This is a genomic window from Roseomonas alba (assembly GCF_019430885.1).
Lineage (GTDB): Bacteria > Pseudomonadota > Alphaproteobacteria > Acetobacterales > Acetobacteraceae > Neoroseomonas > Neoroseomonas alba.
This window is the reverse complement of record NZ_JAHYBZ010000013.1, coordinates 1-14,001: the sequence shown is the minus strand read 5'-3', so window position 1 is coordinate 14,001 and position 14,001 is coordinate 1. Positions and strand designations below refer to the sequence as shown.

Sequence of the window (14,001 nt, the reverse complement as noted above, 5' to 3'; positions counted from 1 at the left end):
CCCAAGCTGCCCAGGAGGCCCGGATGAGCCAGACGTCCCATGACAGCCACCGCATCGGGCGCCGCAGCCTGCTGGCCGGCGGCGCGACGCTGTTCGCCGCGCGCGCCGCGCATGCGCAGAAGCGCTTCGAGGGGCAGCGCATCACCTATGTCTCCTGGGGCGGTGCCTACCAGGACGGGCAGAAGAAGGCCTATTGCGATCCCTTCTCCGAAGCGACCGGCCTGCGCATCGATCAGGACGGCCCGACCGACTACGCGAAGCTGCGGCTGATGGTCGGGTCCGGCCGCGTGGTGTGGGACGTGGTCGATGTCGGCGCCGCCTTCATGCACGGCGCCGAACAGCAGAACCTGTTCGAGAAGCTGGACTACAGCGTCATCGACCGCAGCCGCATCGACCCCCGCTATGTCACCGAATGCGGGGTCGGCAACATCGTCTTCTCCTACAACCTCGCCTACAGCACCGAGCGTTTCACCGCCGACAACCACCCGCGCGTCTGGGCGGACTTCTGGGACCTGCAGCGCTTCCCCGGCAAGCGGATGCTCAACGCCTCCGCGCCATCGACGATCGAGGTCGCGTTGCTGGCCGATGGCGTGGCGCCGGACAAGCTCTATCCGCTCGACATCCCGCGTGCGCTGCGCAAGCTGGACCAGATCAAGGACAACATCCTGTGGTGGGAGACCAATTCCCAGTCGCAGCAGATCCTGGTCAGCGGCGCCGCCACCATGGGGATGATCAACAATGGCCGCGTCTATGATTCGGTGCAGAAGGGCGCGAAGCTGGCGCTGAGCTGGGAGCAGGCGATCCAGTCGGTCGACTACCTCGTCATCCCGCGCGGGTCGCGCAACATCGCGGCGGCGACGGCGCTGATCGACTACGTCACGCGGCCTGAGCCGCAGGCCGAGTTCGCCAACCTCATGGTCTTCTCCCCCACCAACCGCGAGGCCTTCCGGCTTATCCGGCCGGAGCTTCAGGAATGGCTCGCCACCAATCCGGCCTATGCCGACAAGGTGGTGCTGCAGGATGGCCTCTACTGGCGCGACAACCTCGATGCGGTGAACCGGCGCTGGACCGCCTGGCGGCTGACCTGAATTTGCTGAGGTCCCGCCTTCTGCTGCTGCCGGCGGCAGCCTTCGTGGCCGTGGTCTTCGCGCTGCCCGTAGGCGCGCTGCTCATGCGCAGCGCCTCGGACCCGGTCTGGGGGCTGCAGAACTTCCGCAGCCTGTGGGAGGAGCCGGTCTATGCCAGCCTGATCCGCAACACGGTGCAGATAAGCCTGGCCACGACCATCGGCTGCATCCTGCTGGCCTATCCCTTCGCGCATGTGATGGCGACCCAGCCCCGGCTGACGCGGCTGCTGACGCTGGTGGTACTGATCCCCTTCTGGTCCAGCATCCTGGTGCGCAGCTTCGCCTGGATGGTGCTGTTGCAGAACAACGGCATCATCAATGAATCGCTGCTGTGGCTCGGCGTGATCGGGCAGCCGCTGGAGCTGATCTTCAACCGCACCGGCGTGCTGATCGGCATGGTGCATGTGCTGCTGCCCTTCGTGGTCTTCCCGCTCTACGGGTCGATCCGGGCCATGGACCCGGCGCTGATGCCGGCGGCGGCGTGCCTCGGCGCCGGGCCGGTGCGCGCCTTCCTGCGGGTGCAGCTGCCGTTGACCCTGCCGGGGCTGGCGACGGGGGCGGTGCTGGTCTTCGTCATGGCGCTCGGCTTCTTCATCACGCCGGCCCTGCTGGGCGGGCGGCGGGATGCGGTGATCGCGCGCATGATCCAGCTTCAGGTCTCGCAGCTTGGGGATTGGGGCATGGCGGCGACACTGTCGCTGGTGCTGCTGGTGGCGACGCTGCTGCTGCTCGGTGCGTCCCAGCTTCTGGTGCGATCCCCGGCGCGGCGCGTGGCGGAATGACGGCGGCACGGCTCTGGCGCTGGGCGGCCTGGGTGCTGACCGCGGTCATCGCGGTCTATCTCGTCGCGCCGATGGCGATCGTCGTCATCATCTCCTTCAGCGACAGCGCATTGCTGACCTTCCCACCACCGGGGCTATCGCTGCGCTGGTACCGCAGCCTGGCGGACACGCCGGCCTGGCGGGATGCGATCCTCGTCAGCCTGGAGATCATGGTGATCACGGCCGCGATCGCGACCGCGCTCGGCACCGCCGCGGCGATCGGGCTGGCGAGTTGGCGCGGGCCGCTCGCCGTCGCCGTGCGATCGCTGCTGATGGCACCGCTGGTGGTGCCACACATCATCTCGGGGGCGGCGATCTTTCTGCTGTTCGATTCCTGGGGCTGGGTCGGGTCGATGCATGCGCTGGTCTTCGGGCATACGGCGCTGGCGCTGCCCTATGTGGTCGCGACGGTCGGTGCGGCGCTGGAAACCTATGACCGGCGCCTGGATCAGGCGGCGCTGACGCTCGGGGCCTCGCCGCGCGTCGCCTTCCTGCGCATCACCCTGCCTCTGATCAGTCCGGGGATTCTCGCCGGGCTGCTGTTTGCCGCCATGCTGTCCTTCGATGAGCTGATCGTGTCCCTCTTCCTCAGCACGCCGCAACTGCGCACCGTGACGGTGCTGATGTGGTCGAACGTCTTCGGTGACATCAATCCCGAGATCAGCGCCATCGCCACGGTGATCCTGCTGGTCTCGATGACGCTGCTGGCCCTGCAATGGGTGCTGTCGCGGCGGCGCGGCCCATCTGTGATGCCGGGGCTTGGCCGATGAGCACGCCGGTTCTGGAACTGCGTGGCGTCGGCAAGCGCTTCGGCCAGGTGGTCGCCGTGACCGGCGTGGACCTCACGCTGGACAAGGGCGAGTTCATCAGCTTCCTCGGCCCGTCCGGGTCGGGCAAGACGACGACGCTCACCATGGTCGCCGGCCTGCAGAAGCCGACCGAGGGCTCGATCCTGCTGAATGGCCAGGACGTGGTTCCGCTGCCGCCCTATCGGCGGAACATCGGCGTGGTCTTCCAGCACTACGCCCTGTTCCCCCACATGACGGTGGCGGCGAACATCGCCTTCCCCCTGCAGATGCGGAAGGTCCCTCGCGCTGAGGCCGGACAGCGGGTCGAGGCCGCGTTGAAGCTGGTTGGCTTGCCGGGCTTCGCCGATCGCCTGCCGTCGCAGCTTTCGGGTGGGCAGCAGCAGCGCGTCGCGCTGGCCCGGGCGTTGGTCTATGAACCGCCGCTGCTTCTCATGGACGAACCGCTCGGCGCGCTCGACAAGAATCTCCGCGCGCAGATGCAGATCGAGATCGCGCGGCTGCATCGCGACCTCGGCATCACCGTCCTCTACGTCACGCATGACCAGGAGGAAGCGCTGGTCATGAGCGACCGCATCGCGGTGTTCAATCACGGCCGGATCGAGCAGATCGGTAGGCCGCAGGCGCTGTATGAGCGCCCGGCGACTCGCTTCGTCGCGGGGTTCCTCGGCGATTCCACCTTCCTTGCCGGGCGGGTGCAGACTCTCGCGGACGAAAAGGCGGTTGTGCAGACCGCCCATGGCGTCCTGCGCGGTCACGCAGCTACGGGGCTGCGGGTCGGCGGTGCCGCCATCGTCGCGGTGCGGCCGGAACGCGTAGCGTTGCTCGGTGCCGACGATGCGCCGCGTGACAACACCGTACAAGGCCGGGTCAGCGACGTGATCTATCTCGGCCAGTCGCGGAAATACGTGGTGCGGCTGGAAGACGGAGCGGAGCTGCTCGGTCTGCAACCCGTCGGCGCGGCCGGCGTCGCGCTGTCCGAAGGCGCCGAGGTCCGCGTCGGCTGGACCGCGACCGACTGCAACGTCCTGCCGGCCGGTTAAGCCTCGTCCAGCGTGGAACGGAGCCGCCGGCGCAACTCCGTCAGCACGCGGAGCGTCGCTTCCAGATCCTCGCGCGCCATGCCGTGCAGCAATGCGGCGTTCAGCCCTTGCGCGACACTGACCATGCGTTCCACCACCCGGCTGCCGCGCGCGGTGACGAAGACGCGGTTCAGCCGGCGATCCGCCGCGTCGGCGCGGCGCTCGACGAGCCCCGCCGCTTCCAGCCGCGCGATCATCGCCCCCGTCGCGACCTTTCCGAGGTCGAGCGCCCGCGCCAGCTCCGCCTGGGTCAGGCCGCCCTGCGGGTCGTGGCGGATCAGCTGGCCCAGCGCCCACCATTGCGCATGCGTCACGCCATGCGGGCGCATGTGCTCGGTGAAGAAGGCCTGCCGCAGGCGAGAGACGTCGTGGACCAGATAGCCGATGCGGAAGCCGGTATCGCCGCGGGTTCTCTTGCTCATGGGAGGGGCTTTGCCCCTCCAAACCACCCCACCAAAGGCCGCAGGGCCTTTGGAAACCGATACCTGGTGCCCGGCCCCAAGCGTCGGCGTTCCAGACCGCCCGTGGCGCCCCGCGCCAAGGAAGCGGCATTCCAAAGGGCACGGCCCTTTGGTGGGGGGTGGTCCGGAGGGGGGCAAAGCCCCTCTCCGGTTCCGCCGCCGCCCATCAATACGACTTCGGCTGGCCGAGCACCCGCTCGGCGATGAAGGACAGGACAAGCTGTTCGGAAACTGGCGCGATGCGACAGATCATCACCTCCCGCAGCAGGCGTTCGACCACGTATTCCTTCGCGTAGCCCATGCCGCCATGGGTCAGCACGGCCTGCAGGCAGGCATCGTGCCCCGCGCGGCCGCCGAGCAGCTTCGCCGCATTCGCCTCCGCCCCACAGGGCCTGCCGGTGTCGTAGAGCCAGGCCGCCTTCAGCGCCATCAGCCAGGCGGATTCCAGCGCCGTCCAGCATTCGGCGAGCGGATGCTGGATGGCCTGGTTCTGCCCGATCGGTCGGCCGAAGACGATGCGGTCGCGCCCGTAGCGCGCGGCGCGGTCCAGCGCGTCCTGGCCGATCGCGATGGCCTCGGACGCGATCAGGATGCGTTCCGGATTCAGGCTGTCGAGGATGTAGGAGAAACCCTTGCCTTCCTCGCCGATGCGATCCTCCTCCGGGACGAAGAGGTCGTCGATGAAGGTCATGTTCGAATCCACCGCCGCGCGGCCCATCTTCGGGATGCGCTTGATCTCGACTTTGCTGCGGTCGATGTCAGTGTAGAACAGCGTGATGCCGTCCGAAGGCTTGCGCACATCCTCCTTCTTCGTCGTGCGCGTCAGCAGCATGATCTTGTTCGCGACCTGGCCGGTGGAGGTCCACATCTTCCGCCCATTGACGCGATAGCCGCCGGGCACCTTCGCCGCGAAGGTGGTGATCGAGGTTGTGTCCAGCCCGGCATTGGGCTCGGTGACGCCGAAGCAGGCCTGGTCGGTGCCGGCGATCAGTGGCGGGATCCAGCGCGCCTTCTGCTCGGGCGTGCCGTGCACCACGATCGGGTGCGGACCGAACATGTTGATGTGGATGGACGACGCCGCAGCCATGCCCCCGCCATGCCGCGCGACGGTGTGCATCATCAGCGCCGCCTCGGTCACGCCGAGGCCGGCACCGCCCTGGTCCTCCGGCATGGTGATGCCAAGGAAGCCTCCCTCGGCCATGGCGCCATGGAATTCGCGCGGGAAGCGCGCCTCGTCGTCGCAGGCGCGCCAGTAATCGTCGCCGAAGCGCCGGCAGATGGCGGCGACTCCCTCGACGATCGCCTCCTGCTCCGGCGACAGGCCGAAATCCATGATGCTTCCTCCGCTCTCTTTGCGATGATCGTACGCATGCTTACGACCGGCAAGCCATCGGCAGCAAAGGTCGAAACGTCATGGCCGGTCTGTGGTGTTGGGGGGCTCACCGTCTTCCGCCGCATGATCCACGGGCCGGCCGAGATCTGGTCCCCGTCGTAACCCGCGACCCCAGAGCTCAGCAGCGCCATGATCGACACGCGGAGTCCGGTGAGGGCATGTCACGTCCACCAGCACTCTCGGATGGGCGACTGCCACGCCGGGCCTTCGCAGCAGAAGGCGTGCCAGACGTCCGACGACGGCCGGAAGGTCGAGCAGAAAGACCTCGCCGGGCAGGCGATAGGGACTTGCATGCCTCCGCCAAATTTCGATAATGCGAATCATTCGCATTCAAGTCCGCGCTGCACGCTTTCAACCGCACCTTCCCACCTGCATCGCCGGATTTGGGTGCGCCGCTCGCCCACCATCGCCATGGCCTCTGGTCACGGGGGTTGTGGGCCAAGACAAAGAATGACGCCGGACGAGGCGGCTTCGGCCAGCCGCCTCGATCCCGCGGCGCCGATCCGCTGCCGGGACCACACGGTACTGATGTGGGCCCTTCCCACGACATCGTCGCCTTGCGCGCGGCCCGTGCCAGGCGGAAGGATGGCGTGGGGAGGGCTCGCCATTGCACCAGGACAAGGATTCTCCGCGACTCAGGCGGCGACTGATGGTGTTGCGCATCGGTGGGCTTGCGGCGGCGGGCTCGCTGTTGGCCGGCTGCGTGGGCGCGCCCCCGCAACCCGGGCGCACGGGGTTAACGGATGCCGATCCCAATGACGGACCAGGCTATGGTCGGGGCGGAAACCGCCTGCGCACCGGCTACACCGACGCCGACCCAGCGGACGGACCGGGCCAAGGTCGCGGCACCTATGATCCGCGCCGGCGTCGTACCGGCCTGACGGACGCCGATCCGTCCGACGGACCCGGCTACGGCCGGGGTGGCGGCATCCGCGGCACCGGCATCACCGATGCCGACCCGAATGACGGCCCCGGACAGGGCCGTGGCTCGCGCCGTCGGGTCAGCGACAGCGATCCCTATGACGCGCCGGGACGCGGCCGTGGTTGGTAGGCCACGCGACGTGAGGCCGCGCACCAACCTCTCACTCACCTTTCTTGCCGAAACCGTGATGCTGGTCCGATGATACGGCCGGGGAAGGAGAGTGATTGCGATGACTGAGAGGAATGATCCGACGGGGCACGCGCCGCCGCCCGAGGATGGGAAGACATTGGCCGAGCCCGCGCGCCGTGGCCTGGGCCGCCGCCTGCTGGTCCTCCAGGTCGCCTCGGTCGGCGCCGCCGCTGTGGCCGCCGCGCCGGCGGCCGAGGCGCTGGAGCCGACGCCGGTGCAGTACCGCACCGGCCTTACCGACAACGATCCGAACGATTCGCCCGGCTACGGCCGGGGCGGTCGCCGCGGCACGGGCATCACGGACAACGACCCGAGTGACGGACCGGGCAATGGCCGCGGCGGCTATCGCGGGCGTCCGCGCACGGGCATCACGGACAACGACCCGAATGACGGGCCGGGCTATGGCCGGGGCTACAGCGCGCGCCCGCAGGGCCGACCCTATACCGGCATCAATGACGGCGATCCGAGCGATCCGTCCGGCTATGGCCGGGGCGTTCGCCGCGGCACGGGCATCACGGACAACGACCCGAGTGACGGACCGGGCAATGGCCGCGGCGGCTATCGCGCGGTGCCGCGCGGCGTGACCGACAACGACCCCAACGACGCGCCGGGCCGCGGCCGCGGCTGGCGCTGAGCCGCACCGCCGCTTCACCGACAGCGGCCCGCTTACCGTCGCGGGCCGCAGACGAGGATCATGATGGCCACCACACTCGCCGAGGACGCCTGGTCCCTGGCCTTCGGAACCCTGTCGCTGGAGGACGGCCTCGCCCTGCGCGAGGGCACCGCCTGGCGGCTGATGCCGGGCAATGACGCGGACCGTTTCAGCGGGCTGCTGTCGATCGCCGATCTCGACGCCTTCCTGCGCACCGATGCGGCGCGCACGCCGCGCGTCGCCATGGCGGACGGGTCGCGCAAGGGCAGCGCCGCCGTGCCGATCGACGACTACATCGAGGAGAGCGGTGACCGCGTCGACCTGCCCCGGCTCTTCGCCCTGCACGATGCAGGGGCGAGCCTCGTCATCGCGCAATTCCATGAGGTCCATCCGCCGCTCGCCCGCTTCTGTCGCGGGTTGGAGAAGGCCTTCCTGCACGGCGTGCAGGCCAACATCTACCTGACCCCGCCGGACGCCCAAGGCTTCCGCGTGCATTTCGACACACATGACGTGCTGGTGCTGCAGGTCTCCGGTCGCAAGGCTTGGCGCGTCTGGGACGCCATCCCCTATGCCGCGCCAACCCGCCACACGCCCTGGACCAACAGCGTTGCGACCGAAGGCGAGCCGCACGAGCTGCTGATGTCCCCGGGCGACGTGCTCTACCTGCCGCGCGGCGTGATGCATGAAGCGATGGTGCAGCAGGGCGAGGAACCCTCCCTGCACATCACCATCGGGCTGATGGAGCCCGGCCTCGGCGAAATGCTGCGCGAATTGCTGACCGAGCTGGAGGCCGAGGAACCCGCGCTGCGCGCCGCCCTGCCGACCTGGCGCCTGGCCGAGCCGGATGGCATCGCGCTGCTGCGCGAGAAGCTGACGGCCGCGCTCGCAGCGCTCGACACGGCCGGCATTGCGGATCGCCTCGCCATGGCGGCGCTGGACCGCATCACGCGCGATCGCATGTCCCTGCCCGGGCGGTCGCTGCACACGCCGACACCCTGCCCGACCGACCGGCTGCGGCTGTCGGAAAGCATGCACCATACGTTGGTGCCTTTCGAAGGCGGTGGCGCGGTGCTGCGCTGGTATGGCGGAGTGGAGAAATTCACCGCGCAGCAGATGGACTGGCTGATGGCGCTGGAGGATGGCGCGACGCCGGCGGAGCTCGGCGGGGATGCGTTGGGGTTCTGCCGGCGGCTGGCGCAGGTGGGGCTGCTGGAGCGGGTGTAGCCGGGGAAAGCAGCCAGCGACGCCCCACCAGCGGCCCGATTGCCTCGTTCGGGGGCGGAAGCGGAGGGGCCCTGCTCCGTACGCACGGAGATTGTGGCGATGGTAGCGCGGGGGGATGGCTCTGCCCTCCCCCGGAACCCCCGCCCGCCAAAGGCCACAGGGCCCTTGGAAACCATCACGTGGCGCCAGCCATGGATGCACACGCCGTGACGAATGGCGCGATGCGCACGGCGCGCGAGTGGGTGCCGGGAAATGTCTCCCCCGCCCAACACCAGGTATCGGTTTCCAAAGGCATTGTGGCCTTTAGGATGGTTCGGAGGGGCAAGGCCCCTCCGCCCTCCTACAGCGCCGCGCAGGCTTCCTTCAGCCACTCCCCCACATCCCGCCCGACCTGCGGGCCGACTTCGGCGAGCACCCGTGCATGGTACCCGTTCAGCCAGTCGCGTTCCGCCGCCGTCAGAAGCGACGGATCGATCAACGCTCGGTCGAAGGGCGCGAGGGTGAGCGTCTCGAAGGCCAGGAACGGCTTGCTCGCCAACGGCAGTGTGGCGGGGATGACGAGCAGCAGGTTCTCGAGCCGGATGCCGTATTCCCCGGTCGCGTAGAAGCCCGGCTCGTTCGACAGGATCATGCCCTCGCGCAGGGGCACGACGCGCGCAGCGCGGCTGAAGGCGACCGGGCCTTCATGGACCGAGAGGAAGGAACCAACGCCATGACCCGTGCCGTGGTCGTAGTCGAGCCCGGCATCCCAGAGCGGCCGCCGCGCCAGCGCATCGAGATGCGGGCCCGCGACGCCTGACGGGAAATGCGCGGTGGCCAGCGCGATGTGGCCCTTCAGCACCCGGGTGACGCGGTCCTTCAACGCGGCGGGGGCCGTGCCGGGGCCGGTCCAGATCGTGCGGGTAATGTCGGTGGTGCCGTCCAGATACTGGGCGCCGGAATCGATTAGATAGACCTCATCCGGCGCGATGCGGCGGTCGGTCTCCGGGGTGACGCGGTAATGGACGATGGCGCCGTGCTCTCCGGCGCCGGAGATGGCGGGGAATGACTCCGCACGGAACCGGTCCACCTGCCGGCGGAAGGCGAGAAGCTGATCGGCGGCCGAGATCTCGGTCAGGTGGCCCTTCGGCGCTTCCTGCGCGAACCAGTGAAGGAAGCGTGCCATGGCAACCGCATCGCGGAAGTGCGCATTGCGCGCGCCCTCGCGCTCCACCGCGTTCTTGCAGGCACGCGGCATGCGGCAGGGGTCTTCGCCGAGGGTGATCGTCGCACCGGCTTCGGTCAGCCAGTGGGAGAACCAGGCAGGCGTGGTGTCGGCATCGAGGCGCACACGCTTGCCGCGCAGCGCGTCGAGGGCATGGGGCAGGTCCTCGCGCGGCCGGACCACCACCTGGTTGCCGAGATGCGCGCGGGTTTCGGGCGGCACCTTGGCGGGCGCCATGAACAGATCGACATGCGCATCGTCATGCAGCAGCGCGAAGCCGAGCGCGAGCGGCGTATGCGCGAGGTCCCCGCCGCGGATGTTCAGCAGCCAGGCCACGGAATGCGGATCCGACAGCACGACGGCGGCGTCGCCGGCCTCGCGCAGGGCCGCGGCGGCCTCGGCGCGCTTATCCGCCGCCGCCTTGCCGGCGAAGGCGAGCGGGTGCGGCACGGCCTCTGCCATCGGCGGCGTCGGGCGGTCCTTCCAGACGGCGTCGAGGGGGTTCGCCGGCAGCGGCACCAGATGCACGCCGGGCACGGAGAGTCGCTCGATCGCCGGCGCCGGATGCAGCCAGGGATCGTAGCCGATGGTCAGGTCCTGGCCGTGGGCCTTGAGCCATTCGCTCGCCGGTTCATCGGTGACGTGGCGGCATTCCCAGAGGGCGGGATCGGTCTGGTCCCGGACCTGAAGGGTATAGCGGCCATCGGTGAAGACCGCGGCCCGGTCGGGCAGCACGATCGCCATGCCGGCGGAACCGGTGAATCCGGTGAGCCATGCAAGACGCTCACCGGAGGGCGGGACGTACTCGCCGAGATGCTCATCGGCGCGGGGGATGATGAAGCCCTGCACGCCGGCCTCGGCGAGGTGGGCACGCAGCGCGGCGAGGCGGTCTTGCGGAGACAGGGCTGTGATCCTTGTTACTGCAAAGTTGCACGCATCCACAGGAATTCATGCGCAAGACGCATGGCTCATTCGTGACCTTGGCGCACCACCTGTGGCTTTCGCGTCAATATATTCCCGACACGAAAGGTTGGCGCCCGGAATGGAGCGCCGGCCAGACCAAGGACACTTATCATGGACGCCCGTAACACCAAGGCCGAGGCTGCCCTGCTGCTGCCCGGCGTGACCGCCGCCTCCCGCCACGAAGAGAACGTGCGGGCCCTGCTCGCCACCGCCGCCGCGGCGCGTGAGGAAGCTTTCTCGAATGCCGTGCTCAGCGGCATCCAGGCTGCCATCCGCGGCCTCGGCGCCGCGGTTCGTGGCATTGCCAGCCTGCCGGCCCGCCTCGAGACCTACAATGCGCTGCGTCGCCTGTCGGATCGCGAGCTGCGCGATATCGGCATGACCCGCTTCGATATCGGCAATGTCTTCGAGCCTGGCTTCAAGGCACGCGCCGCCAACGACGCCGATGAGAAGCCCGCGCCCCGCGCGGCCTGAGCGCGGATCGCCATCACACGGGTCGTGCAGGCCGAACCCCCCTGACGCCTGCATGACAACGCAGGGCCGCAGCCTCCCCCGGCTGCGGCCCTTTCGTTTCTACCGCCCACGGGGCGGCCAGCCATGTTTCAAGAGGTAACGCGGCGCGCGGCAGCCATGCCGCCGGAACGATTGCGGCAAGGCGACCGGGCGGGTGACATGGCACCATGCCTGCCGCTGCCTGGATCGTCGTCCTCTCCGCTGCCGCCTCGGTCTCGCTGTCACTCGGCGCGCGCCAGACCTTCGGCCTCTTCCTCCTGCCTCTCGGGGTCGAGCACGGGATCAGCGCCACGGTGCTGGGCGCTTCGGTCGCCGTCCACAACCTGATTTGGGGCCTCGGCCAGCCGATCGCCGGCGCCATGGCGGACCGCTTCGGTGCGGGGCGCGTGGCGCTGACGGGCGCCGGGATCTACGCCATCGGGTTGCTGCTGCCGGCCTTCTTCCCCACGCCGGTGGCGCTCTTCGTCGGGATCGGAGTGCTGACCGGCCTCGGCACCGCGGCCGCGGGCGCGGGCACGGTGCTGGGCGCGGTGGCACGCGCCGTGCCGGAACACCGGCGCGGCGACGCGCTCGGCCTCGCCTCCGCCGGCGGATCGGTCGGCCAGGCGGCGATGGTGCCCTTCGCGCAATGGGGCATCGAGACGGGCGGCACCTCCTTCGCCTTCACCCTGCTGGCCGCGACCATGGCGCTGGCGCTGGTCATCTGCCCGCGGCTGGAATGGCGGGCGCCGCTGCGCGTGCCGGGCCGGGCGCCGGTCGGGCTCGCCGGGCTGCCGGCGCTGGCGCGGCGGGCGCTGGCGGACCGGGACTTCGCGCTGCTGACGCTCGGCTTCTTCGCCTGCGGCTTCCAGCTCGCCTTCCTGACGGTGCACCTGCCGGCGCACCTCGCGCTGTGCGGCTTGCCGACGGGCCTCGGCGTGACCGCCCTGATGCTGATCGGGCTGTTCAACATCCCCGGATCCTGGCTGTGCGGCCGCATCGGCAATGTCATCCGGCCCGAGATCGCTCTCGGCGCGATCTACCTGGCGCGCACCGTTTGCATCGCGATCTTCGCCGCCACCGTGCCCTCCGAATGGGGCACCATGATCTTCGCGGCGGCGATGGGCTTCATCTGGCTGGGGACGATCCCGCTGACCTCGGCCGCGATCGCGCGGCGCTTCGGGGTGGCGGATCTCGGTTCGCTGTACGGCGTCTGCTTCCTGTCGCACCAGATCGGCGGCTTCATCGGCGCGGGGGCTGGGGCGATGGTGGTGGACGCCACAGGCTCCTACGCCGCGTTCTGGCCGGTGATGCTGATGGTGGGGCTGGTCGCGATCGCCAGCAACTGGGCGACGCGGGCACCACGCGGGGCCGTGGCGTAGGGCCGAAAAGCGGAGGAAGGTCTTCGCGCCCGGGGCACCCTACTGATATTCTGGCCAGCCAAGGGGCGAACCGGGTCGGCAGGAGCAGCCTCCCAGGCCCGCGCGGAAGGCAGGGGCGGCCGCCGGCCCGTGGCACGGCCGGCCATCCTTACGAGCCGTTAACCGGTCCGGTCCCAGTATGGGTCTGCGGCATTGAGCGCCACGATCCACGCCAGAACGGCGGTTGACCCGGATGGAAACACCATGCGGCCTGCCGGCTGGAATACACTGAGCGAAGACCTGCAACTCGCCCTGTCGCGCGAAGCCCTGCGCCGCGCCGCGGAAACGCTGGCCGAACACGCCGAGATTCTGGCACGCGAGATGGAGGACGGTGCGCTGCTCGACCGCGGCGGGCCTGATGCATTGCGCCTCTTCGCCGCCGTCGTGCGCAGCACGAATCGCGACGCCTTCGGCGAGGTCGGGCACGCCTGACAGCGCGCGCCGTTACGGACCATAGAGGATGTAGTTGATCGTCAGGTCGATCGTGACCTGGTCCTCGGCCGTGCCGGGCGGGAAGGGCGGCAGCCGCGCACCCCGGAAGACGTTCTGCGAATAGAAGTTCAGATGGATCGAGCGTGATGCCGAGCGCAGCTCCACACCGCGCACCCGGCCATCCGGGCCGGTCTGGATGCGCACGGTGACCGGGCCCTGCTCGCGCAGGTCGATCGCTTCGCGCGGATAGCGCAGGTTCTGGTCCAGCCATTGGCGGAAGGCGTTGCGCCAGTCGGGTCCGGCCTCGGCGCCGCGCACGCGCAGCTGCTCCACCTCGCCAGGTCCCGGCAGATTGGCGCCCGGGCTGAGATCCAACCCGCGCCGCGGCGCGCCCGTCCGGCCTGGCTCGCCCAGCCGGATTGGCGGGCGGTTGGTGAGGTCGAGCGGTGGGACCCGTTCGGCCGTCTGGGTCGGCGGGCGCGGTGCCGGGGTGGGCGGCGGCGGAGGGGGCGGGGGCGGGGGCGGCAGTTCCGCGGTGACGGGCGGGCGCGTCGGTTCCGGCGGCCGCGGCTGCAATGGCGGTCGCTGTGGGGGCGGCACCTCGGCGGTGACGGGTGGGCGGATCGGTTCGGCTGTCGGCGGCTGTGGCCGCGGGGGTGGCGGTGGCGGAGCCTCGGCCACTTGGCTCGGCGGTGGGGCCGGCGGGCTGGGCGGCGCAGCGACCGAAGGCGGCACCGGTTGGTCAGGGCGCGGCGGCGTGGGCAGCGGTTCGGCAAGACGCGGTGGCGGAGGCGCTGGTATCGGCGGCGTCT

At 69.7% G+C, this 14,001-nt stretch carries 14 protein-coding genes; 10 read left to right on the top strand and 4 right to left on the bottom strand.

The genetic code is table 11. The annotated features are described in order from the left end of the window. Positions 1 to 23: 23 nt before the first annotated feature. From KPL78_RS27425 to KPL78_RS27410, 4 genes are read left to right on the top strand one after another with little or no spacing between them, the layout of a single operon-like run. Positions 24 to 1,088, top strand: coding sequence for an ABC transporter substrate-binding protein (locus KPL78_RS27425; RefSeq protein ID WP_219766426.1), 1,065 nt, complete (start codon positions 24 to 26; stop codon positions 1,086 to 1,088). A gap of 2 nt (positions 1,089 to 1,090) precedes the next feature. Continuing rightward, entirely contained in the window at positions 1,091 to 1,909 is an 819-nt protein-coding gene (locus tag KPL78_RS27420) for an ABC transporter permease (protein ID WP_219766424.1), read from the top strand. Next, positions 1,906 to 2,718, top strand: coding sequence for an ABC transporter permease (locus KPL78_RS27415; RefSeq protein WP_219766422.1), 813 nt, complete (start codon positions 1,906 to 1,908; stop codon positions 2,716 to 2,718). Before KPL78_RS27420 ends, KPL78_RS27415 begins: the two co-directional genes overlap by 4 nt. Beyond that, a complete protein-coding gene (locus KPL78_RS27410; RefSeq protein ID WP_219766420.1) occupies positions 2,715 to 3,797 on the top strand; it encodes an ABC transporter ATP-binding protein in 1,083 nt (360 codons plus the stop codon). Before KPL78_RS27415 ends, KPL78_RS27410 begins: the two co-directional genes overlap by 4 nt. Here KPL78_RS27410 and KPL78_RS27405 read toward each other — a convergent pair. Together KPL78_RS27405 and KPL78_RS27400 are read right to left on the bottom strand one after the other, a co-directional pair. Continuing rightward, positions 3,794 to 4,258 (bottom strand): MarR family winged helix-turn-helix transcriptional regulator, encoded by a 465-nt coding sequence (locus KPL78_RS27405; protein WP_219766418.1) that lies wholly within the window; start codon positions 4,256 to 4,258, stop codon positions 3,794 to 3,796. The genes KPL78_RS27410 and KPL78_RS27405 overlap by 4 nt on opposite strands. A 205-nt stretch (positions 4,259 to 4,463) precedes the next feature. Beyond that, a complete protein-coding gene (locus KPL78_RS27400) occupies positions 4,464 to 5,630 on the bottom strand; it encodes an acyl-CoA dehydrogenase family protein (protein WP_219766416.1) in 1,167 nt (388 codons plus the stop codon). Between the two features lie 709 nt (positions 5,631 to 6,339). Between KPL78_RS27400 and KPL78_RS27395 the strand changes: the two genes are divergently transcribed. The 3 genes from KPL78_RS27395 to KPL78_RS30680 all read left to right on the top strand — a co-directional run bounded on the left by KPL78_RS27395 (position 6,340) and on the right by KPL78_RS30680 (position 8,677). Then, complete coding sequence (locus tag KPL78_RS27395) at positions 6,340 to 6,741, top strand: hypothetical protein (RefSeq protein WP_219766414.1); 402 nt, start codon at positions 6,340 to 6,342, stop codon at positions 6,739 to 6,741. Between the two features lie 100 nt (positions 6,742 to 6,841). After that, complete coding sequence (locus KPL78_RS27390) at positions 6,842 to 7,435, top strand: hypothetical protein (protein WP_219766412.1); 594 nt, start codon at positions 6,842 to 6,844, stop codon at positions 7,433 to 7,435. Between the two features lie 60 nt (positions 7,436 to 7,495). Beyond that, positions 7,496 to 8,677: a cupin domain-containing protein gene (locus tag KPL78_RS30680; protein WP_219766410.1), complete on the top strand. Its 1,182-nt coding sequence runs from the start codon at positions 7,496 to 7,498 to the stop codon at positions 8,675 to 8,677. Positions 8,678 to 9,017: 340 nt separating this feature from the next. Here KPL78_RS30680 and KPL78_RS27380 read toward each other — a convergent pair whose 3' ends face one another. Then, positions 9,018 to 10,793 carry an aminopeptidase P family protein gene (locus KPL78_RS27380; RefSeq protein ID WP_432761296.1) on the bottom strand — a complete coding sequence of 592 codons (1,776 nt, stop codon included), beginning with the start codon at positions 10,791 to 10,793 and terminating at the stop codon, positions 9,018 to 9,020. 162 nt (positions 10,794 to 10,955) lie between these two features. On the opposite strand from KPL78_RS27380, the gene KPL78_RS27375 reads away from it, so the two are divergent. From KPL78_RS27375 to KPL78_RS27365, 3 genes are all read left to right on the top strand, one after another. Continuing rightward, positions 10,956 to 11,318, top strand: coding sequence for a DUF1127 domain-containing protein (locus KPL78_RS27375; RefSeq protein ID WP_219766408.1), 363 nt, complete (start codon positions 10,956 to 10,958; stop codon positions 11,316 to 11,318). Between the two features lie 206 nt (positions 11,319 to 11,524). Further along, complete coding sequence (locus KPL78_RS27370; RefSeq protein WP_219766406.1) at positions 11,525 to 12,718, top strand: MFS transporter; 1,194 nt, start codon at positions 11,525 to 11,527, stop codon at positions 12,716 to 12,718. A gap of 243 nt (positions 12,719 to 12,961) precedes the next feature. Continuing rightward, the gene (locus KPL78_RS27365) at positions 12,962 to 13,189 is read left to right on the top strand and encodes a hypothetical protein (RefSeq protein ID WP_219766404.1); all 228 of its coding nucleotides are present in this window, start codon (positions 12,962 to 12,964) and stop codon (positions 13,187 to 13,189) included. A gap of 12 nt (positions 13,190 to 13,201) precedes the next feature. Here the strand turns inward: KPL78_RS27365 and KPL78_RS27360 are convergent, their stop codons facing one another. Then, a complete protein-coding gene (locus tag KPL78_RS27360) occupies positions 13,202 to 13,522 on the bottom strand; it encodes an energy transducer TonB (protein WP_219766402.1) in 321 nt (106 codons plus the stop codon). Between the last annotated feature and the right edge of the window lie 479 nt (positions 13,523 to 14,001).